Below are 20,981 nucleotides of genomic sequence, written 5' to 3' on the forward strand. Positions count from 1 at the left end.
CCGTCTCCGGTTATGATCGTTCAACGCGGTGGCCACACCGGGTGCAGAACTTGACGCCGGGCGCCAGCGTGGCCCCGCATTTGCCGCAGGTAGCCTTTGCAGGTTCAGCGGCAGCCAGGTTTGCGCCGCAGCTCGAGCAGAAGTTCTGGCCGGCGAGGTTTTCCGCCCCGCAAGCGCGGCAGCGCAGCACGGCTTCTGACGTGGCCGGTGGAGCTTCTGTCACGGGTGCCGCCTCGGGCGCGGCGGCGCCCGCCGACAACAAGGCGTCGAGATCGGCGGACAATGCGTCACCGGACAGAACGTTGAGCGTTGCTTTGTCTGGCATGTCATCGTCACCGGCAAGGGAGATCGCCCAGGTCTGCGCCCGGTTGGTCTGGTAGAGGCGGCGCTGCGTCGGTTTTCCCTGCCCCATGCGCAGGGTGACCGCGGCAAACCCTTCGATTTCCGCAAGTTGCTGGAACACCAGGCCGGTGGACGGCAGCGGCGCAAAACCATCGGTGTCTTCGATTACCATGCGGATATCCGCGAAACGCGCCAGAGAGACTTCGGCTTGCGGCAGTTTCGCAGGCAAGGGCAGCGAGAGCCCTTGCACCAGGCGCGATACCATCCAGCGTGGATCGTCGCTTTGCCGGAGGCCTTTGTCATAGCATCGTTCGAGGTCGGCGGCAGTGACCCGGATCTCCGGTGAGGGGTCGCGATCGGCCAGGGCTCGCCACAGGGTTTCCTGCTGACAGTCGATCAGACTGGCGAGCGCCAATAACTCGTCGAAGCTGAGTACAAAGCCCGGTGCTGTTTTGGGATCGGCTGGGGCGTCCGCCAACGGCGCGGAGATCATGCTTTTCAACATGCCAGCTGTCATGGGCCAGACGATCATATTGGCCCCTGCGTCGTTTCTGGAATAGGCCGCCATCGCACCGGAGGCGGAAGGACCATAGAAACTGACCCAGCTGCCGCCATCGGGCCAGGTTCTGATATCGACGGTGGTTTCCGGCGCGCAGAGCGTTGTCAGCGCCTCGCGCAGTTCAGTGAAGTCATCGGGAGTTTTGCGCGCGACCACGGAAAGATCAACCGCTGCCAGCGGCGACAGCGAAGAGGGCGTCGCGCCGACCTCGGTGATCATGGCGGCGATTTCCTTGTCGCTCAGCACGTAGGTGCCGTTGCCGAAGGTTTGTGAGGTTTCGAGCTTCATAGCGTCACTCCGGTTCGATAGGGGGCGTTCGGTTTCACGTCAGCTCCGCGGCTGCAGTTTGATCAGGCTTTCCTGAAGCTTGGCGATATCGGTGTTGATTTCGGGAATGTCGCGGCCGCAGGCGCTGCGGATCGCGGCTTGCCCGGTGCCGGTGGGAATGCGATCGTTGCCGATATCGGCCATCACTTCGAGCACCGTCTTGTTGCCGCCGCCAGGTTTGGGGACGCTGGTCAGATTATTGAAATAGTCGGGCATTTTCGCCCCGGCGCTTTTCTGGGCATCCAGCATCTGCTGAATGATCCGGTTTTGCTCTTTCACGGCGCCACGCGCGCCTTCGGCCAACCCGGCGGCCTTGGTATCGTAGTTTTTCGCGGCATGATCGGACTTGTAGCCGGTGATTTCGCTGGCGTGCTGGCCTTCGGCGTTGGTGTAGTTCGGCGCGTTTATGATGTGATCCTTGGGCGTTTCGCCCGGGCGCAGGCGATAGGATTCTGCGTCCATCGGATGGGTGTAATTGATTTCCTGTGCCTTTCGGTTGATGCCCAGATTCCGGCACGTCTCGTCGATCGCATCGTTCATGAGATCCGGATTGACGGGCTTGCCCGTCAGCTTGTCGATGATCTGACGGTTATCCGGGTTGTAGAAGTCGAGGTCCTGACCAACCGAATTCTTGGGCGTTCCGTCAGGGTGGGTTTTCGGGCCGCTGGCGCTTGTCAGGTCGCTGGCCCGCGGCGGACGCTCGACACCGTCTGAATCGACCACGACGAACCGCTGACTGCCGTCGGACAGTTTCTTCGAGTTCAGGTTGTCGATGGTTCCCTCGAACAGAGGCTCGGTGCGGTATTTCTGCACGTTCTGATAAAACGCCTCGTTCACCTCCGGCGACTGGTTGTTGAGCTGGATTTTCGAGTTGCGGCTTTCCAGCGCCCGGTTGATCGCGGCGCGCACGTCGGCGTCCGAGGCGTCGGGGTTGTTCATCAGTTCCAGCACCTTGTTGGCCCGCTCGGTTCCGATCCTGACATTGGCGTGGAATTCCGCGTCGAGATCGATATCCGCCTGGGTCATCTTGATCGGGCGTTGGTGCGTGGGCGTGTTGAGGTCGATGTCGAGATCGCCGTCGGGGCTGTCCTTGAAGGTGTTGCGGTGGAATAGGCCCTGGCCACGGTTGAAATCGTCGATGATGTTCGTGACGGCGTGGGCGGTGGACGGCACCGAGGCGAGCTCGGCCGTGATCTCGGCGCCTTTGCGGCCGATCGACAGGTTGGCCTGGGCCGATTTGACCTGCCAGTCCTTGATGTTCTGCACGTGCTTCTGCAGGTCGTCCGACGCGGCGCTTGCCTTTTGCTTGGCTTCGTCGAGCTGTTTGTTCAGGGCATCGACGGCGCCGGTATCGCCGCGCTGCTTGGCCTCGTCGATCAGTTGCTGAATGTCGCGGACATCGCGCATCGCGTCGTCGAATTTCTCCAGGTTCGACGGCCCGGTCTTGACCGCATCGTAACCGAACATGCCGGGGCGCAATTCGACACCTTCGCCTTTTCGCACTTTGTCGGCCGCGGCGATGCCGTCTTTGACCTTCTTGACGAAGTCGGGATCCTGGGTCAGCAGCGACGGATCTTTCACGATGGCCGCGGCAATATCGTAGCCGTCTTTTGCGGCTTGTTTTGTGTGGCCCCAAAGGCCCGGCTTGCGGATCTTGTCGTTGTAGTCCGAGACCCGCGTATTTTCGTTGTTCACTGCGTTGACGATATGGTTCTTCTGCTGCTGGACGTTGCGGATATGCGCGCGCAGGTCGTCGCGCTGGCCACGCAGTTCGTTGGCCAGCCAGCTATCGCCGTCACGTTCGGCCTGGGCGATCCGGTCGTTGATGTCGTTATAGGCATCCAGCGCATTGCGTTCCATCTGGTTGAGGCTATTGATGTGCTTGTCGAGCCCCTCGGTGGTGACATCGTAGGTGATCAGGCCCGGTTTCCATTCGGTTGAATACTTGGTGCCGGCATAATCGGGCACGTCACCCATCTCGGGCGGTTCCGGCCGTTTGCGCCAGCTGTCGGTGTTGGGATCGAACCCGTATCCCTGTCGCTCCATCTTCTCGGCGTGCAGGTCATCCTTGGGTCGCCAGCTGTTCGTGTTCGGATCCCAATCCATGTTGTCCGGGTCGGGATTGTTTCGCATCGACCATTCGGGGTCGTTGTAGCGGGTGCCGCCATCGCGGGTGTCGGGCTGTCCTGCATCGGGTTCGGCTTGCGTGCCAGCGGTCGTATCCGGTTCGCCGCCGCCCGGCCGATCGCCGCGGTTCCAGTCGGGACCGGTATCGGTCTGGTCATCTGCGCCCTCAACAGGTGGTTCATTCGTTGTGTCTTCGCCAGGTTGGTCCGCCCCGCCGCCGTCGCCGTCACTGGGTTTCGTGACGTCATCGCCCGGCTTGGCGCCACCGCCGCCGTCCGTCTGCCCCGACGCGCCGTCATCGGCGGTCACGATCACGATGCTCCCGTCGGGACCGGTCGCAACACCCCTCAGCCCGCCGCCATCATCGTCGCTGTGCGGAGCATTCTGCCAATCGTGGTATTTCTGCGTCGGATTGCCGTTGGCATCGAAATAGCCGTTACGGATCATCCAGTCGCGCGCCGCGTCGCCGTCGAGAATCCGGGTGTTGTCACTGTCCCCGCCGGTGCCGTCGGGGCCAATGTCGAGATCGACATCCACATCGAGGCCCAGCGCGTTGAGCGCCTGGGCGAAGGCCGCGCCGAACCCGGCCGCAATCGCCGGCGGCACGCCGGTCATCACCGCTTCGATCGAGCCGCCCTTCTGCAGGTAGATCAGGACGTTTTCCGGTGTCACCGGCGCATTGCCCATGTATTCCGGCCAGCCGCCGTCATGCGCCAGCGCCGCCAGCGGCACGCCGATCAGGGCCGCCGTCGCGCCGCCCAGGGCAAACAGCAGGAACATGGAGTTCACGCCCGTCGGGGCGAACCGCTGCATCAGACCAACCGCCATCGCGCCGGCCAGAAGCAACAGCCCGAGTTGCGTGCCGTCCGGCGTCAGCATGGTGTTGAGCAAGAACCCCAGTGACGAGGCAAACAGCGCAACATAGCCAACCGCCATGCCATGCGCTTTCACCGTTGCGCCGCGGAAGGTCGAGAACGCCGTGGTCCAGGCTGTCCGGGCGAGGAGCGCGATGACCGACCCGGCACGCGACGCGAAAAGCGCACCGACGCCGATGGCCAGCGACATGTTGGCGGTGCCGCTGACCAAAGTTCCCATCACCAGAGCAAGACCGAGACCGGCCGCAACAACCGCCAGTGCGTCGATACGTTTCTGCGCCAGATAGGCCGAGACCGCGGCAATTTTCGCGCGCAAGGGAATCCGTTTTTTCTTGCGCCCGAACGGCCAGAGCCGCGACAGAAGTGACATGATAACGGCCGAGCCGATCATCCACATCACCATCACCGAGACCGTGTTGTCCCCGAGCGCCAGAAAGGCGCTGACACCGGATGTCTTCTGAAAGCCATTGTTGACGACCGCCAGCAGATAGGTGTGCACCAGAAGACCCGCGACCCCGAACAGCACCGTAATCGGCAGACGGCGCAGGAAGGTGGCGATGGTTTTTCTCAGGATCACGGCGAGCAGAGGCAGAAACCGGTCAGGCAGTGTGCTCTCGCCGGGGACTGTTTTTTCCGGCGCGCCACGCTCGGAGACCGGCACGAAGGTACCGTTTTCGTCATCGATGGCGTATTCCTTGCCGTCGACGGTTTTGAAGCGCAGCGCCGCAACCTTGTCCGCATACTCGGTGGGCGAAATGACCCTGGCCGCGCGGGCCGATTTGAGCGCCACATATTGTTTCAGAAGCTCGTCACGCGTCATCGTTCTCTCCCGGGTATTTCTCGTACAGCTGCGTCAAGGTCGCCGCGGACAAATGCACCGCCCCTTTCAAGGTTCCGATCCACATGCCCCCCGACCCGTCGGACCGGATCACCGTCACTTCAGCATCGGGCAGGCCATCCTGCACGCCGAGCGTGGCTAAGGTTTTGCCGTCGCGGCGCAGGGTCAGGCCGTCATATTCATGCCCGAACCACATCCCCCCGTAGGCATCCTGGAACAGGCTGCGAACCTTCGGTCCGGCCAGGTCGGCATCGGTCAGAACCGCGGTGATCTTCCAACCGTCCGACATGGAGTCCAGTCGTGCGGCGCCGCCCTTGGAATAGAAACCCGTGCCGACCCAGATCCTGCTGTCTCGGTCCTGCATCAGCGATGTCACCTGTGGGTGCGGCAGGCCTTCGGCCACGCCCCAGGCGGACCAATCTTCTCCCTCAAGTCGCAACAGACCATGCTTGACGCTCCCAACCCACAAGCCACCCTGTGTGTCGGCCAGCAATGCCGTGATTTCGACGCCGCCGACCGGCAGTTCGACATGGGTTGCCGTACCATCCGGCGAGATCCGGAATAGCCCACTGTCGCCCCCGGCCCAGAGCCGCCCCAGAGTATCGAGTGCCAGCGCGCGCATTTGTCCACCCGGTCCCCGCGCGACGTCGCTCGAGCTTTCGTTTTCCCCGTCAACACGCGACAGACCAGCCCGATGCGCGATCCAGATCATCCCGCTAGCATCGACCGCGATTGCCCGAACCATTGGTTCGTCTTCGACCCCGTCGACCTTCACTGTGGTCACGTGGCCTTGCGCACCGACCTTGGCCAAGCCCTCGATCCCGGCGAGCCAGACCGTTTTGCTGCCGGCCAGGATGTCCTGAACCTGCATCTGGGGCGCAACATGGCGCCAGCCTTGGGGCGCGACGTAGTCGATGTGGGTGGGAAACAGAGACCACACCGCCACCCCGGCAGCAAGCAGCCAGAAACCAGCAAGCGACACCGCGGTTCGGTATCTGTTCTTGATCGGTTGCAGGTTTTCCAAGCTGGCCCGTCCCTCTGTTAAAGCCCGATGAATCCGACGGTGGAAAAGCTGGCCATGATCGCGGCGCCGATCCAGCCGAGCGTGACCACGAGCCGGCGCAAGTCGGGCGGCGAGCCCGCGCGCGCGTACAACGCGACCTGTGCCGCGAGTATGGAAACGACCAGGGCGGCACCGAAGGACAGGAACAGAAGCGTGTCGTCGCTGACGCTGTAACCTGAAAGGAACGTCATTGCCGGGCTGCCGATTGCCACGGCCCAGCCGACGAGCCACAGAAGCGTGACGATGATCGCCCGGGTCCTGATCCCGGTGCAAACGCGCGGCACGGCTTTGCACAGGATCACGCCCGCCACGAACCCTCCCAGCAAGCCGCCGAGACCAAACCCGACCGCAGCGCCGGGAAGGGTGTAACCCCAACCCGGATCATAACCGTAGCGGTCAAAGAACTCGGCGTGGCGGAGTCGGTTTTCTTCCCAGAAGTAGCCCATGAACAGACCAAGTGGTGCCCATCCCGCGAGCCACGCAATTCCCCATGACAACCCCGATCTCATGATGTCGGTCGCCGACATGGTACCCGGCGCATCAGGCGGTGCGGCAGCCACCGCCTTGTCGGCTTCTTCTCGTGCGGCACCTGGATCCAGTTTCTGGTCGGCCTGGACAGGCGCGGAGGGAGTCTCGGAGCGTTGTGAACGGTTCTCTGATCCGGGCGTTGGCGGGGCGCCTGGTTCGTTGAAAGACGGTCTCGGTTCAGAACTTTCGCGCACCGCATCCTTGGACGGCGCGACGGGCGACCCGCACGCGCCGCAGAACAACGCTCCTTCTGGCAAAATGGACCCACACTCGCCGCAAAACTTAGGGTTTTCGGTCATTTCTCTTCTCTCTTCCGAATTTGCATTTTGACACTGCTGACGCCCAGCAGCGTTGATTCCGGTCAAAGTCGCAGGGATGACGTCGTGTTACACGGAGAAATCTGCGATGGTCCGGCTGCGCCGCAGCCAGCCAAGCGTGACGCGAAGGTGGTTAGGGAACGTGCAGCATGAAAATCGGTTTGGCAGGGGTGACCGTTGCAGTTGGAACGCTATTTCTGGTGATCGCGGTCGTTGTTGGTGTCCGGCGTGACCAAGGCCAAGGCGCACTCGTGATCTACACATCGGTGGATCAACAATACTCAGAGCCGGTTTTTCGCGTCTTCGAGGCGGAGACGGGGATTGCCGTTCGCGCCGTGTACGACGTCGAGGCCGCCAAAACCACCGGGCTGGTCAACCGCCTTGTCGCTGAAAGCTCGAACCCTCAGGCCGCCGTGTTCTGGAACGGCGAAGTGTCACAGATGCAGCGGCTGGTAAAAGCGGGGGTTCTGGCTCCGTATCGGCCGCAGGCCCTGCCTGACGGAGCCGTGGTTGCTGGGTCCGGGCTTTGGATCGAGTTCGGCGGGCGCGCCAGGGTGCTGATCGCCAACACCGAACGGCTGGGCACGCGGTCGGCTCCGGGGTCGATACGCGATCTCGAGTCCGATGCCTGGGAAGGTCCTGACATCGCCGTGGCGTATCCGTTGTTCGGCACCACCGCGACGCATGCGCTTGCACTGGCGCAGATCTGGGGCGAAGACGAGACAATCGAGTTCTTCAAAGCTCTGGATCGCAAAGGCGTTCGTTTCGTCGCCGGCAACTCGGTTGTGCGGGACTTGGTGGCATCGGGGCAAGCCGTCTTCGGCCTGACCGACACCGACGATGCCTGCAGTGCCGCGCAGCGCGGTGCGCCCGTGACAGTCATTCTGCCCGACCAAGCCGAAGACGCATCCGGAACACTGGTGATTCCCAACAGCGTCGCCCTGATCTCGTCGCCGAAACCGGATCCGAACGCGGCGAAATTCATCGACTTCCTGATTTCCGACAGCACCCAGACCATGCTGGCCCAGGCCGGGTGGACTCAAGTGCATGGCTCTCGGGTGATGACCGACCCGGCTTGTGGTTTGCCGGAAACGCTGAAGCGCTTGCCCTTGCGTCTTCCAGAAGACCCCACGGTTGCGTCGCGGCTTTTCCGGAACTTGAAGCAGGCTCTGGTGCGATGAGCCAAGCCGCTGTCCTCTCTCGGGCTCTGCCGCTGGCCGCGTCACGGCGTGTCCATGTTGCCGGCATACTGCTTTGGGCGTTGATTGCGATCGGCCCCCTGGCCGCCCTTAGCGCGACAGCTTTCGCGTCGATGGCGGACGTTCTCGAAATGGCTGCGTATCTGATCGGTCGGCGGTGGCTGGGCCTTCTGGCGAAATCGATTGTGCTGGCGGGCGCCGTATCAACGCTCGCCGTCGCTTTGGCGGTCGCGCTGGTCCGCTGGACAAGGTCGGCGCCCGGACGTGTCCCGAAAAGACTTGTCTATCTGCCGCTGCTCCTGCTTCTGGTGCCTCCCTACCTGCACGCCACCGCATGGATCAGTGCCGGCGTCACGGTTCAAAACGGATTGGTGCAGATCGGATTGCAGCTGCCGTCGGTGCCTGGAATGATCGGCGTTGTATGGATGCAGCTTGTGGCGGTTTTCCCCGTCGCGCTGGGCTTCACGCTCGTGGGTTTTCGCATGACCGATCCGGCTTTGACCGAGGCCGGTCGCGTGTTTGCGTCCGACTTGGTGGTTTTCCGCAAGATCGAATGGCCACAGATGCGGGCAACCGTGCTGATCGGCTGGGTGCTCGCCTGCCTTCTTTCGCTGGCCGATTTCAGCGTGCCGTCACTGATGCAGGTCGAAGTCTTCGCCCTTGAAGCCTTTGTCGAATACAGTATTGCGGCCGATGAGGTGGCCGCCCTGATCGTGGCATTCCCGCACCTGCTGATCGGGCTAGCTCTCATGGTTTCAATCGCGGCTCCCGTGCGCACGTTGGCGATCATGCCGGCCCGCCCATCCGGGGCAGGACAGGCCATCGGCGCGGCCACCAGCTGGTCGCTGCGTGTCCCGGGCCAGATCGCTTTTGGCTTCGCGCTGCTACAGGTCGCCGTTCCTGTCATTGCGCTTGGCGTCGCGGCCCTGCCGCTTGGAAACCTCGCTAGCAGTATTGCCGAAAACGGCCGGGAAATTGTCAACTCGCTGATTACAGCAGGTTTCTCCGGCGCATTGTCCGTCGTTTTTGCGCTGGTCGCCTTGCCAATGCTCACCACTGTGCCGCGACTTGCGGTGGTGATGATACCTTTGGCAGTTCCGGCCGCCCTGGTCGGCATCGGGGCGATCGGGCTCTGGACCCTGCCGGGTTTGGAGTTGCTCTACAACACGGCGGCGATGCCGGTGCTGGTGGCCGTCGCACAGTTCTCGCCGGTCGCCATTCTTGCCCTGTTCGTTCAGGCGCATCGTTGCGACCGTACTCTGATCGAGGCGGCGCAGGTGTATCGCGGGGACGGTCTCGCGACATGGCGCACGATATACCTGCCGCTCTGGGCGCCGGGCCTGTGGGCGGGGTTTTTCGCGGTGTTCGGCCTGACCTTGACCGAACTGACCGCAACCCTTCTGGTTTCGCCGCCCGGACGCCAGACGCTGACCGTGAAGATCTACTCTCTTCTGCACTATGGCGCTTCAGACCGGGTGGCGGCGCTTTGCCTGATGGTGCTTCTGGGCTCTGTGGCAGCATCGGCGGTGGTCTTCGCGGCCATGGCCGGGGGCCAAAGAGACGGGCGAAGGGGGTCGGAATGATCAGTGCCGAGAATATCTCCAAGTCTTTCGGAGCCCAACCGGTTCTGCAACAGCTTGATCTTGTCCTCGAGCCCGGGGAGAAAGTCGTGCTTTCGGGCGCGTCCGGTTGCGGGAAAACCACGCTGTTGCGCCTGCTGGCGGGGCTGGAGGAGCCGGACGCCGGCCGGATCGAGATCGACGGGCAATTGGTGAACGCACCGGGACTCCTGATCGCTCCGCACCACCGGGGGCTTGGTGTCGTGTTCCAGCAACCGGCGCTCTGGCCCCATCTGAGCGTCAGGCAGACCCTCGACTTCGTCGCTTCGGCACAACACCAACCGCAGGGTTCAGCCAATCTTTCCGACATCGCCAGGGCTTGCGGAATCGAAGAGCTTCTGGACCGCCAGCCCAACGCCCTGTCCGGCGGGCAGGCGCGACGCGTGGCGCTTGCCCGCGCCCTGGCGGCCGGGCCGCGCTATCTGCTGCTGGACGAGCCCACCAGCAATCTCGACTTCGAGGCGCGGACCGGCCTGAACGCGGTGATCTGCGACTTCGTGGCCGAAACCGCAGCGGGGTTGCTTTACATCAGCCACAATGAAAGTGACGTGTCGCAGATTGGCGGGCATCACGTTCAACTGGTCGGAGGCAGGATCACCAAGCCCTAGATCGCCGCGGTTCCCGGTGCCCCTGACCAACTAATCGCCGGCGTCCTTCGTTTTTCCGGAGGACTTGATCGTCTTCGCTGAAGCAGAAATCCGCCGTCGCTCGAAACCCTGAAGCTGTCGGGAAGGTGATGGCGTCAGGCCGATTGAAATCAATCAAGAACCACCACCGAATTCCACAAGGCCGATCACGACGAGGATCTTGATGTGCAGGCGAGGCCGAGCCAAGCCCACGAAACGTCCGACGTGGTTAAAGTCCACCTGGTCGAACCGGGCAGGAAAAGATATTCGCTGCGTCTGGGGCGGAAACGGTTTTGTTCCAGTGTGCGCCCATTCGGTCACAAGAAGCCCACGGTGCATCGCGATCTTCTCAGTCGTCATCGTCGCGCGCGAGCGCGTTGGCAGCGAAGAGACTCACGATGTCAGTCCGAAAGCGCTTGAGGCGGAGCGACAGAAGCAGGGACTCGGTGTTCGCCAAGACCCCGAGGATCACGACGAAGAGGAAGAATTGGCGCGAATAGTCGATCAGATACAGCCAGACGAAAAACAAAGCCGCGACGAAGGCGGCTGCTTTTGACAGGTATAGATGGTAGGCTGGCAGTTCGCCAAACTTTGCCATCGAGACAGCCGCCGCCGCGGCATAGCTTGCAAGAAACAGGTAAAGCCACGGAAGCTCGGACTGCATGTTGTGGCCCTCGAGAAGATAGAGCCCCAAAATCGCGGCGAGCAAGGTGCATGCGTCGGCAATCGTGTCCAGCTTCGCCCCGAAACGCGACTCCTGGCCCAACCATCGGGCCACCGGACCATCGACGAGATCGGTAACCAGGCTGATGGCGACAAGAATGAAGAACGCGTCCCGATGCCCTTCGAGGGCCACCCAGGCCGCAACGGGAGCGGCGGCAAGTCTGTAGAATGACAATTGGTCGGAGATATTCACAATGAAATAACCTTCACCAATGTTGTGCCGCAGCGGCCATTGCTTAAGACCCTGACAAACCGCAACCTGCGCGACAAGGGTGAAAAACTCTGGGGAACGCCCTGTCAGAGGCACTTGGACTGAGCGGTATGGAGCCGCTGACGACCGTTGGTGTTGACTTGATTCGTTGTGAAGCACTAGTTGTCACAGGCTCGATCGCATATCGTCCACTGCTGAAATGAAAGGTAAGATGACGATGAAAAGTGAAATCAAGATAGTCGCTGTGGCACTCACCCTTTTCGCACTGGCAGCGTGTGGGCAAAACATGCCCGAACAAACGGTTCTCGGCGCGGGCGCAGGGGTTGGTGCGGCGGTCGTGCTCAGCGGTGGTGTCGCCGCGGGCGCAATCGTGGGTGCCGCAGGAAATGTTGCTTACTGCAAGACTTACCCCGATCGTTGTAGGTAGCTTCGAGCCGATCCGTGGACCGCGCGAAAGTGCGTTCACGGAGACCGCTTTAGGCTCCTAGCGTTTGGGCGCCTGGCGGTCGTTCGCCGCTCTCCGCGCGGAATTCGCTAATGCAGGACAACCCAGGCTTTCGCTCAATTAACCTCGACAAACGAAAACAGCCGAAGTCTGCCAGTTTCGTGCTTTGATATCTATATGGCGCAGCCCGGCATGTCCTGGCCGGACGTTGGTTAGGCTGCGCGGCAACTTGATTAGGGCGCACCTGCCGCGCACGGGTCTCTGCTCCGAGGACGACCTGGTGACGGAAGTCAGGTAAATCGCCGGAAGCCCATGGCTTCCCTGACACGCTCCAATGCCAGCGCCCTGGCCACAGTACGTGGCGCGCTGTCAGTGTCACTGGCGCGCTTGAGGACTTCATTGGTGTTTCGCCTGATTTTTTCTTCTATCGCATGAAACGCCGTTGCCTCGGTGCCGCCGTGATACTCGACTGAGGCACAGATCACGCCGCCTGCGTTGGCAATGAAATCGGGAACCACAAGCACGCCGCGGTCATGCAGGGCAGTCTCGGCCGCGGCACGCGCGGGAATATTGGCGCCTTCGATAATCAGCTGCGCCTTCACGCCATCGACATTGTCCTCTGTGATCGCGTCGGGGCGGGCGGCCGGGATCAGGATGTCGCAATCTGCCGTGATCGCCGCCTCGCCCGGGTCTTTCGCGGCGCCGGGCAGGGCGGTAACGCTCTTGCCCGCGTCTTTCAGCGTGATCAGCTCGGCCAACGGCAACCCGCCTGGGTTCAGCACGGTGCCGCCGCTGTCGGACACGGCTACGAGCCGCGCGCCGCGGTGGATGAGATGGCGGGCCGCGTGTTTCCCGACCGCGCCGAATCCCTGAATCGCGACCCGTGCACCGTCAAGCCGGACATTGCAGAAACTCTCGGCAACCTCGGCGGCCACAGCGATGCCGAAACCGGTTGCGCCGATCTCGTCCAGTGGAATGCCACCGAGAACGCGTGGCAGGCCGACGGCCCGGCCGATTTCATCGCGCACCCAGGCCATGCAACTCTCGTTGGTGCCCATGTCGGGGCCGGGAATGTAACCGTGCATTTCGGCGATCGCGTCTGAAAAAGCCCGGATCAGTGTCATCTTTTCAAGTTCCGGCACGGACGGGTCGCCGACGATTACCGCCTTGCCGCCGCCATGCGGGAGCCCGGCCGCGGCGTTCTTGAGTGTCATCGCGCGCGCCAGCCGGGCGCATTCCTCGACCGTTACGTCCGACGCCATGCGCACTCCGCCGATCGACGGGCCGGCGGCGGTGTTGTCGATCACGAGGACTGCCTTGAGACCGGCCGCAGCATTGGTGAGATGCAAAACCTTTTCCGGGCCCAGCTCGTCGGAAAGGTCGAAAATATCGCTCATGAACTGCCTTTCTCTTCGTCGATGTTTTCCCGTTCGAGATTTTCTTTGACCGCGTTCAGGAACCGCGCGGCCTCGCCGCCGGTGACGACCCGGTGATCGAAACTCAATGACAGTGGCAGGATGCGGCTCGGCCCGGGGTGATCGTCGACCACGGTCATCTGCACCGATATCCGCCCGGCGCCAAGAATGGCGACCTGCGGTGGCGTGACCACGAGTGCCGCATATGCGCCACCGATCATGCCGAAGTTGGACAGGGTGATCGTTGCACCCTTCATCGCTTCGCGCTGGATCGAGCGGTCACGCACAGCGGCTTTCAGAACAGACAATTGTCCAGCGACATCGTCCGTTCCGACATGCCGCAAGACCGGAGTAAACAGCCCGTCGGGCGTGTCCATCGCCAGTGCCAGGTCGACGTGATCGTGCAATTGCCGACGTTTGCCGTCGAACCAGGCGTTAAGCGCGGGCTCGGCCTTGCACGCGGCAACGACCGCGTGGACCAAGCGCAGGGTCGGGTCCTCGTTCACGGACCACCCGTCGATCAAGGCATGGTCCATCACAGTGGCGGCAACGACGCTGGCGTGCGACATGGTCATCGTCCGGGCCATCGCCCGGCGGGCACCGCGCAGTTCTTCGCCCGGGACGGTCCCGCTGGCGGCAGCGAGCACGTCCGAACTGAGGATTGCGCCCCCGGGGCCGCTGCCGGCGACTCCGGCCAGGTCTACCGCCCGTTCATGTGCAAGCCTGCGGACCGCCGGTGCGGCCTGCACCGTCGGGCTGCCGGGCGGTGCCGGCGGCCTACTCCCTGCCGGATGCGCCTGTTCCGCCTTCGGGCCAATATCTCCGACGATGGCGCCCGTATCCTTGTCTCTTTCGGTGCTGATCTCGGCCAGCGCGCCACCGACCGGCACGATGTCACCGGTTTCCGCAATCAACCGTTTGATTGTGCCCGAATACGGCGCCGGGATTTCCACCACCGCCTTGTCGGTCTCGACCGAAACGAGCGGCTGGTCGGAAATCACGTAGTCTCCTTCGGTGACGTGCCAAGCGACGATTTCTGCGTCCTGCAGGCCCTCGCCGAGATCCGGAAGGTTAAAGATATTCATGTGAACTCCATGACGGATCGGACAGCATTCACAACCCGCGCCGTTGAGGGCATGTAATGCCGCTCGAGCCGCGGATAGGGCATGACGGTGTCATAGCCCGCCACCCTGCGCACCGGCGCCAGCAGGCTGGTCAGGCAATGCTCGGCCAGGTCGGCAGCGATCTCGGCGCCGAACCCGGCGGTCAGGGGTGCCTCGTGCACGATCACGCAGCGTCCGGTTTTCCGTACAGAGTCGCGCACCGTAGCGCGGTCATAGGGCTTCAGCGTGCCAAGGTCGATCATCTCGGCAAATATCCCCTCGTCGGCCAGCAAGTCCGCGGCCTCGCGGCTTTCCTGAACCATCGCCCCCCAGGTCACCAGGGTGACGTCCCCACCTTCGCGCAGAACAAAAGCCCGGTCGAGCGGCAGGGCTTTGCCATTGTCCTCCACCGCTTCTGAAACCGAGCGATAAAGACGCTTGGGTTCGAGAAAAACCACCGGGTCGGGGTCGCGGATGGCGGCCAGCAGCAGGCCATAGGCGCGCGTGGGCGAGCTGGGTATGACGACACGCAGGCCGGGGATGTGAGCCAGCATGGCCTCCATGCTTTCCGAATGGTGTTCCGGCGCCTTGACGCCGCCGCCAAATGGCGCGCGCAGCACCATCGGGCAGCCCAGCCGCCCGCGGGTTCGGTTGCGCAGCCGCGCAGCATGGTTCACCAACTGGTCGATGGCGGAATAGATGAACCCCATGAACTGGATCTCAGCGACGGGCCTGAGCCCGTGAGCGGCGGCCCCCACGGCGACACCTGCAATCACCGTTTCGGACAGCGGGGTGTCGCGCACACGCGCCGCGCCAAAACGCTGGATCAACCCGTCGGTTGCACGGAACACGCCACCGTCTATGCCCACGTCTTCGCCAAAGATCACGATGTCCGGATCTTCCTCAAGCGCCCGGAAGAGCGCGGCGCGGATCGCCTCGATCATCGTCAACTCAGCCATTTTCGAGCCCCTCTGCTGGCGCTGCCAGATCGGCGGGCATCTCGGCAAAGAGCGTGTCGAACATCGCCCGTGCGGCTTCCGGCCCTGTCGCCAGATAGCGCTCGGCCGCTGTTTCGACGTCTTCCCGGCAGCTGCGCAACAGCTCCTCCTCATCGGTTTTCGACCAGCTATGCGCATCAGTCAGATACTTGCGCAGGCGCGCAACCGGCTCTTCCTTCCAGCGCGGGCTGACTTCTTCCTCCTCGCGATACCGGCTGGCATCGTCAGCGGTGGTATGGTCGCCCAGCCGGTAGCTGAGGCATTCGATCAGCGCGCCGCCTTCGCCCGCGCGCGCCCTGTCCAGCGCGCGGCCCACCGCCTCGCGCACGGCAATCACGTCGTTGCCGTCCACCTGTTCGCCGGGCAGTCCGGCTGCCACGGCCTTCTGTGCCAGCGTTTCCGCGGCGGTCTGGTCCTTGCGTCGCACGGAAATGGCCCACTGGTTGTTGTTGATCACGAAAACCGCAGGCAGTTGCCAAGCTCCAACGATGTTCATCGCCTCGTAGAAATCGCCTTTCGACGTGGCGCCGTCCCCGGCCACGGCCACCGCCACACCCGGTTCGCCCTTCTGCTTCATGGCCAGCGCCACCCCCGCGGCATGCGGAAACTGCGAGGCCACAGGGATGCAGACCGGGAAATCCTGTCGGGGTCCTTTGAAATCGTTGCCGCGCTCGTCGCCGCCCCAGTAGAGCAACAGTTCGTCCAGCGTGACCCCGCGGACGAGCTGGGCACCGTGTTCGCGGAAGGAGGGCAGGAACACGTCCTCGGGCCGCATCGCGCTGGCCACGCCCACCCCAATCGCTTCCTGCCCCAGACTCGAGGCATATGTGCCAAGCCGGCCGGTACGCTGAAGCGCAATCGCCTTGGTGTCGAAGGCGCGGGTCAGCACCATAGCCGCGTACATTTCGACCAGCGTTGCGCGATCCTTGGCGAAATCCGGCAGCGGCCTTCGCACCTCCGCAGTTGCGTCGAGAAAACCAGAGATGGACGGTGACGGTTGTTGTTCGACCATGCGCTACTCCCCTTTCCCCTCCGCCAGTTCCTTCGCCATGATCTCGCGCATGACGTATTTCTGCACCTTGCCGGTGATGGTCATCGGGAATTCGTCGACGAACCGAACGTAGCGGGGAATCTTGAAATGCGCGATCTGACCCTTGCAGAACGCGCGGATTTCCTCGGCCGTGACGCTCTGGCCCTCGTGCAGCTTGATCCAGGCGCACACCTCCTCGCCGTATTTCTCGTCGGGCGCGCCGATCACTTCGACCTGCTCGATCGCCGGGTGGGTATAGAGAAAATCCTCGATTTCGCGCGGGAAGATGTTTTCGCCGCCCCGGATCAGCATGTCCTTGATTCGGCCGACGATCTGGAAATAGCCCTCGTCATCCAGCACCGCCACGTCGCCGCTGGCGATCCAGCGGGCTTCGTCGATCGCTTTGGCGGTCTTTTCCGGGTCGTTCCAGTATTTCGGCATCACGCAGTAGCCGCGGGTCAGCAACTCGCCCGCCTCGCCGCGCGGCACGATCCGGCCCATCGGGTCGACGATCTTGATCTCGGTATGCGGCAGAACCCGGCCGACGGTTTCGACCCGCCGATGCACCGGATCGTCGACCGAGGTCTGGGTGCTGACCGGCCCGGTTTCGGTCATGCCATAGGCGATGGTGATCTGCTCCATGTGCATCTCGCCCATGATCCGTTTCATCAACTCGGCCGGGCAAGGCGCTCCGGCGATGATCCCGGTGCGCAAGCTGGACAGATCGCGGCCCTTGAAGCCGGGGCTTTCCAGCGCCGCGATGAACATCGTCGGCACACCGTGAAACACCGTGCAGCGTTCGGCCTCGACCGCGTCCATCGACGCGGTGGCATCGAACCCGGCCGAGGCAAACACCATGGTTGCGCCGTGGGCAACGCAGCACAACGTGCCCAGCACCATGCCGAAGCAGTGATACATTGGTACCGGGATGCACATCCTGTCCTTGTGGCTCAGCTTCATCTGCACGCCGGTGAAATAGGCGTTGTTGACGATGTTGTGGTGGGTGAGCGTCGCCGCCTTGGGCCGGCCGGTGGTGCCCGAAGTGAACTGGATGTTGATCGGGTCGTCGAACTGAAGCAGGCCGGCCAGTTGCGTGACCCGGGCGCGGGTTTCGTCGCTGGCCCGCGATTTCAGATCGTCGTAAGTGATGGCGCCGGGCGCCGGGGTTTCTCCCAAGGTGATGATCCAGCGCAGACTGGGGATCTTCTGCGCTGCAAGCCTGCCTGGGTTGGCGCAGGCCATCTCGGGCATGAGCTCGGTCAGCATGGTGATGTAATCGCTGGATTTGAAGCTTGGAACCATCACCAGCGCCTTCACTTCGACCTGATTGAGCGCATATTCAAGCTCGGACAGGCGATAGGCAGGGTTGATGTTGACCAGGATCAGCCCGGCGCGGGCGGTGGCGAATTGCAGCGTCACCCACTCGGCCATGTTGGGCGCCCAGACTCCAATCCGGTCGCCCGGTTCCAGCCCTAGCGCCACCAATCCCGCAGCGACCTCTGTGGCCCGTCGACCTAGTTCCGCGTAGCTCCAACGCACCCCTTGATAGGGAACCACCAGCGCGTCGTTGTCCGGGTGTTTCGTGACGGCGTTTTCCAAAAGGCCGCCTACGGTCAAGCCCACCAGCGGATCTGGCGATGCCCCGTGCACATAGCTCGCCGCGCCATGCGCCCTATCTGAAGTTGCAGTCATGCTCTCCCTCCTCCGTCTCAACATGACGCTATCGACAAGCCCGAAGAAACCCTCCCTTTTTTAACACTAGATACCACGGCGACTCGCAGCATTGACATAGAGCAAGGACGCCAGGCGCGAAGGTCGCTGAGCTGAGCAAATCCGCCGTCTCGATGGTGGCGATCACGAATGCCGAGAGGGCCGCTATCGTTAGGAGTTTGGGCGACCGAGTTGCGACTGTTTTTCCCGCTTGGAGAGCAACGCACATCGCACACTTGCGGTGTTGCGTTCCCGAAAGCGGCCAATTTGCAGACCAGCGAATTTCAGCAGATCCGAGGTTTCATCCCTCAGCCGCGGCGTCTCGGAGCCCTTGCAGGATCGACCAGCGCGTCAGGCGTTCGCCCAGGGACGTGGGGTGGTCGAGCGCCAGCCGTTCAAGGCATTCCATTTCGCCCGCGGAAGGCGTGGCACCGGCAAACCCTCTGGCGGCGCAGGCGAGCAGCTTAGGCTTGCTGTGGGCGATTGAACCCAGTTTGCGCAATCCACCGATCAGCCGCTGTTCCACAGGGGTCATCGCCGAACCGAGCGGGAATTGCGGCAGTATGCCCTTGTCGCGCCAGAGCTTGAGTGTCGAATCGAGGCGCTTGGGCGTGTTGAGCCGCCACCTGTCGGGAATCTTGAAGGAACGCTCGATCTTGCCAGCGCGCTTGGCGTCGCTGAGCAACGCATCCTGGAACCGTGCATCGGTGATCGCGAGCATCGCTGCGATACAGTCGCGGTCCGATTTGCCGCGTAGATCGGCGACTCCATATTCGGTCACGATGATATCGCGCAGATGCCGCGGAATGGTCGTGTGACCATAATTCCAGACGATATTGGAAAAAACCCGCCCCTTTTGGGTGCGTGTAGCGTCGAGAATGATGATGGAACGCGCGCCGGGCAGCTCATGACCTTGGACGATGAAGTTGTATTGCCCGCCCACACCGCTGACCACGCGTCCGTCTTCCAGTGCGTCCGAAGTCACTGCACCCAGCGGTGTCGCCAGCATGGCCTTGTTGATGAACCGCCCCAACTTGCGATCAGCGCGTTTCATCGCCTCGTCACCGTAGAGCTGGTTTGTGAAAGCCACGGATGTCATCGCGATGTCGTCGAGTTCGTCTTCGCCCAAATTACGGAGCGCGGCATAAAGTTCATGTGATCCCAGGTAGAAGGCCGAATGAATCAGCGGCCCTTTGTCCAGTCCCATTGCCTCGGCGTAGTGTTCGGCGCGCCGTTTAAGGATGCCGTCGTGCCGGAGCTGAAGGAGGCCCTCGACGAGCATTTCCGAACAGGCATAGAGGCCCTCCTCGAACGGTTCCAGATGAGTGATCGCCTCCGCGTTGGTCTGGGTTTCGAGCCTTTCGAAAATGTCGCGGAACTGGTTGTTGTCCCGCTGGCGCATCCGGAGCGCGTGCGTCAGCGCGTCGGAAAACCCGCCGATCCCAACTTGGATCGTACCGCCGTCGGGAATCAGAGAGGCGACGTTGAAGGCTGTCGCATAGTCGCAAGTCCGTACCGGCTCTTTCGGCACCTCGAACAAGTCAAACTGGTGTTCCGGTCCATCCAAGATGAAATCAAAGGCACTCGGTTCAAGTATCGCTGGGCCACCCAGGAAGGGGAGTTGGTCGTTGACCTGCCCGGCGATTGCCACCGGATAGCCGTCCTTCTCCCAGCGGCGCATTGTGGGCAGCAGATCGAGCGTCAGGTCCGGATTGCAGCTGAGGCTGAGTCTGGCTGCATCGCCTTCGCCACGCCGTGCAACAAGCTGCGTGATGACATTGATTCCGCGATCAAACAGTTCGCGCACCGCGTGCGTGTAGTTGGTGCTGGTGTAATGCTGTTGCGCCTGCGGCGAGGCCAGCCGTGTTCCCGCCGAAAAATAGAACTCGTGAACGGTTATGTTCGACGGTAGGGTCCCTTCTTGCAGTGGCAGGTTGTAGGCCAGTTCCGGGTAATTTCCTGCAAGCCTTTCAAACAGCGGATCGACGAAGCGGCGCTCCAAATCCGCTTCGCGCCGCGGCCGTGCGAGTGTCAATGCGGTGCAGATTTCCAGTTTGATGGAAGGGTCCTGTTCAGCCCGCCGATAAAGGGCGTTCAGAAGCGTATTGGCCTTACCGAGGCCGAGCGGCAGGCCAAGGACAATCCGTTTCCCCACCTTCGACAGGATCTGCTCTACGCAAACCTCCGGATCGTTCAGCCATTCTGTCGTCATCGCTCGCTCCTCCAAATGCTTTGGTAACCCCAAACGCGGAGTCGTTGTCGAGTTTCTTTTCACCAGTCCAAACGAACCGTCGTTGATCTGATCGGACATGCCGTTTGGGGATCATAGCCGCTCGCATAGTGCACCGTAAGGTGACCCTTGGCGACCGCTCCGTGCCAATTGTGTTGAAGACAGCCTTGTGAAGTGGCCCGGTCGCTGATTCAAATCTGCCGAGGCTGGAGAGAATGGGCGATGATGCGGGCTTCGATGTGGCCGGCGAGATCAAGGCGACGTTCACACGTTTTTCCAACCAGGCCAGCCAATGGACCAGCGCAACCAACGAGTCCACGTTTTTTACCAACTCTGACAACGATCTGACCGACAACGAGAATACGGTGATCCTTGGCGTGGCGGCCACACGGGCGATCCGCCAGGCCAAGGTCGGTGCGACCCGGACGATGATCGACCGAACCCGTGACCAGGTCTGCCTCGTGCCTTCGCGGTTGGCCGTGGACAAGACATTTGGCTCGGGCAAGCTGAGCCGGCTCGTTGGCAAACGGATCGAGTCGCACATCCCGGTCATCGAAAAGTCGAAGCGCCCGGAAGGCACGTTCTCGAATGCCGGGCTGCGTTACGACCTGGAGACTGATGAATGCACATGCTCGGGTGCCAACCTGTGATAGCCCAAGGCGGTCTCATCGTTGACCAGGACGGCGCTGAATCTGA

Annotated in this window: 15 protein-coding genes; 4 read left to right on the forward strand and 11 right to left on the reverse strand. The window is 62.4% G+C overall.

What is annotated here, in order from left to right; genetic code table 11:
• Window positions 1–10 precede the first annotated feature (10 nt).
• Genes NO357_RS09160 through NO357_RS09175 form a run of 4 tightly spaced genes read right to left on the reverse strand, consistent with a single transcriptional unit; the run spans window position 11 to window position 6,958 of the window.
• Window positions 11–1,189: a zinc ribbon domain-containing protein gene (locus NO357_RS09160; protein ID WP_306735334.1), complete on the reverse strand. Its 1,179-nt coding sequence runs from the start codon at window positions 1,187–1,189 to the stop codon at window positions 11–13.
• Window positions 1,190–1,228: 39 nt separating this feature from the next.
• Window positions 1,229–5,050 (reverse strand): hypothetical protein, encoded by a 3,822-nt coding sequence (locus tag NO357_RS09165; protein WP_306735335.1) that lies wholly within the window; start codon window positions 5,048–5,050, stop codon window positions 1,229–1,231.
• Window positions 5,040–6,092 carry a ligand-binding sensor domain-containing protein gene (locus NO357_RS09170; RefSeq protein WP_306735336.1) on the reverse strand — a complete coding sequence of 351 codons (1,053 nt, stop codon included), beginning with the start codon at window positions 6,090–6,092 and terminating at the stop codon, window positions 5,040–5,042. The genes NO357_RS09165 and NO357_RS09170 overlap by 11 nt, the downstream gene beginning before the upstream one ends.
• Window positions 6,093–6,109: 17 nt before the next feature.
• Window positions 6,110–6,958 carry a zinc ribbon domain-containing protein gene (locus NO357_RS09175; protein WP_306735337.1) on the reverse strand — a complete coding sequence of 283 codons (849 nt, stop codon included), beginning with the start codon at window positions 6,956–6,958 and terminating at the stop codon, window positions 6,110–6,112.
• Window positions 6,959–7,125: 167 nt separating this feature from the next.
• Here NO357_RS09175 and NO357_RS09180 point away from each other — a divergent pair, with 167 nt between their 5' ends.
• Genes NO357_RS09180 through NO357_RS09190 form a run of 3 tightly spaced genes read left to right on the forward strand, consistent with a single transcriptional unit; the run spans window position 7,126 to window position 10,402 of the window.
• The gene (locus NO357_RS09180) at window positions 7,126–8,157 is read left to right on the forward strand and encodes an extracellular solute-binding protein (protein ID WP_306735338.1); all 1,032 of its coding nucleotides are present in this window, start codon (window positions 7,126–7,128) and stop codon (window positions 8,155–8,157) included.
• Window positions 8,052–9,758, forward strand: a complete 1,707-nt coding sequence (locus NO357_RS09185; RefSeq protein WP_306735339.1) for an ABC transporter permease — start codon at window positions 8,052–8,054, stop codon at window positions 9,756–9,758. Before NO357_RS09180 ends, NO357_RS09185 begins: the two co-directional genes overlap by 106 nt.
• Window positions 9,755–10,402, forward strand: a complete 648-nt coding sequence (locus NO357_RS09190; protein ID WP_306735340.1) for an ATP-binding cassette domain-containing protein — start codon at window positions 9,755–9,757, stop codon at window positions 10,400–10,402. The genes NO357_RS09185 and NO357_RS09190 overlap by 4 nt, the downstream gene beginning before the upstream one ends.
• Before the next feature lie 367 nt (window positions 10,403–10,769).
• On the opposite strand, the gene NO357_RS09195 is transcribed toward NO357_RS09190, so the two are convergent.
• From NO357_RS09195 to NO357_RS09225, 7 genes are all read right to left on the reverse strand, one after another.
• Window positions 10,770–11,450, reverse strand: a complete 681-nt coding sequence (locus tag NO357_RS09195; protein ID WP_306735341.1) for a CDP-alcohol phosphatidyltransferase family protein — start codon at window positions 11,448–11,450, stop codon at window positions 10,770–10,772.
• Between the two features lie 639 nt (window positions 11,451–12,089).
• Window positions 12,090–13,196: a Glu/Leu/Phe/Val family dehydrogenase gene (locus NO357_RS09200; protein ID WP_306735342.1), complete on the reverse strand. Its 1,107-nt coding sequence runs from the start codon at window positions 13,194–13,196 to the stop codon at window positions 12,090–12,092.
• On the reverse strand, window positions 13,193–14,299 hold the full coding sequence (locus tag NO357_RS09205; RefSeq protein ID WP_306735343.1) for a dihydrolipoamide acetyltransferase family protein: 1,107 nt from the start codon (window positions 14,297–14,299) through the stop codon (window positions 13,193–13,195). The genes NO357_RS09200 and NO357_RS09205 overlap by 4 nt, the downstream gene beginning before the upstream one ends.
• On the reverse strand, window positions 14,296–15,276 hold the full coding sequence (locus tag NO357_RS09210; protein ID WP_306735344.1) for an alpha-ketoacid dehydrogenase subunit beta: 981 nt from the start codon (window positions 15,274–15,276) through the stop codon (window positions 14,296–14,298). The genes NO357_RS09205 and NO357_RS09210 overlap by 4 nt, the downstream gene beginning before the upstream one ends.
• Entirely contained in the window at window positions 15,269–16,327 is a 1,059-nt protein-coding gene (pdhA, locus tag NO357_RS09215; protein ID WP_306735345.1) for a pyruvate dehydrogenase (acetyl-transferring) E1 component subunit alpha, read from the reverse strand. The genes NO357_RS09210 and pdhA overlap by 8 nt, the downstream gene beginning before the upstream one ends.
• Window positions 16,328–16,330: 3 nt before the next feature.
• Window positions 16,331–18,037 (reverse strand): AMP-binding protein, encoded by a 1,707-nt coding sequence (locus NO357_RS09220; protein ID WP_306735346.1) that lies wholly within the window; start codon window positions 18,035–18,037, stop codon window positions 16,331–16,333.
• A 319-nt stretch (window positions 18,038–18,356) separates the two neighbouring features.
• Entirely contained in the window at window positions 18,357–20,366 is a 2,010-nt protein-coding gene (locus NO357_RS09225) for an acetyl-CoA hydrolase/transferase C-terminal domain-containing protein (RefSeq protein ID WP_306735347.1), read from the reverse strand.
• 134 nt (window positions 20,367–20,500) lie between these two features.
• On the opposite strand from NO357_RS09225, the gene NO357_RS09230 reads away from it, so the two are divergent.
• A complete protein-coding gene (locus tag NO357_RS09230; RefSeq protein ID WP_306735348.1) occupies window positions 20,501–20,935 on the forward strand; it encodes a hypothetical protein in 435 nt (144 codons plus the stop codon).
• Window positions 20,936–20,981 lie beyond the last annotated feature (46 nt).

This window comes from Marimonas arenosa (genome assembly GCF_030848945.1).
In the GTDB taxonomy this organism is placed as follows: Bacteria; Pseudomonadota; Alphaproteobacteria; order Rhodobacterales; family Rhodobacteraceae; genus Marimonas; species Marimonas arenosa.

Bases quoted from the DNA above. Each gene is read 5' to 3' on its own strand.
- NO357_RS09205 (WP_306735343.1), bottom strand. From the start codon at position 14,299: ATGAATATCTTTAACCTTCCGGATCTCGGCGAGGGCCTGCAGGACGCA.
- NO357_RS09220 (WP_306735346.1), bottom strand. From the start codon at position 18,037: ATGACTGCAACTTCAGATAGGGCGCATGGCGCGGCGAGCTATGTGCAC.
- NO357_RS09230 (WP_306735348.1), top strand. From the start codon at position 20,501: ATGGGCGATGATGCGGGCTTCGATGTGGCCGGCGAGATCAAGGCGACG.
- NO357_RS09190 (WP_306735340.1), top strand. From the start codon at position 9,755: ATGATCAGTGCCGAGAATATCTCCAAGTCTTTCGGAGCCCAACCGGTT.
- NO357_RS09180 (WP_306735338.1), top strand. From the start codon at position 7,126: ATGAAAATCGGTTTGGCAGGGGTGACCGTTGCAGTTGGAACGCTATTT.
- NO357_RS09165 (WP_306735335.1), bottom strand. From the start codon at position 5,050: ATGACGCGTGACGAGCTTCTGAAACAATATGTGGCGCTCAAATCGGCC.
- NO357_RS09210 (WP_306735344.1), bottom strand. From the start codon at position 15,276: ATGGCTGAGTTGACGATGATCGAGGCGATCCGCGCCGCGCTCTTCCGG.
- pdhA (WP_306735345.1), bottom strand. From the start codon at position 16,327: ATGGTCGAACAACAACCGTCACCGTCCATCTCTGGTTTTCTCGACGCA.
- NO357_RS09225 (WP_306735347.1), bottom strand. From the start codon at position 20,366: ATGTCCGATCAGATCAACGACGGTTCGTTTGGACTGGTGAAAAGAAAC.
- NO357_RS09160 (WP_306735334.1), bottom strand. From the start codon at position 1,189: ATGAAGCTCGAAACCTCACAAACCTTCGGCAACGGCACCTACGTGCTG.
- NO357_RS09200 (WP_306735342.1), bottom strand. From the start codon at position 13,196: ATGAGCGATATTTTCGACCTTTCCGACGAGCTGGGCCCGGAAAAGGTT.
- NO357_RS09175 (WP_306735337.1), bottom strand. From the start codon at position 6,958: ATGACCGAAAACCCTAAGTTTTGCGGCGAGTGTGGGTCCATTTTGCCA.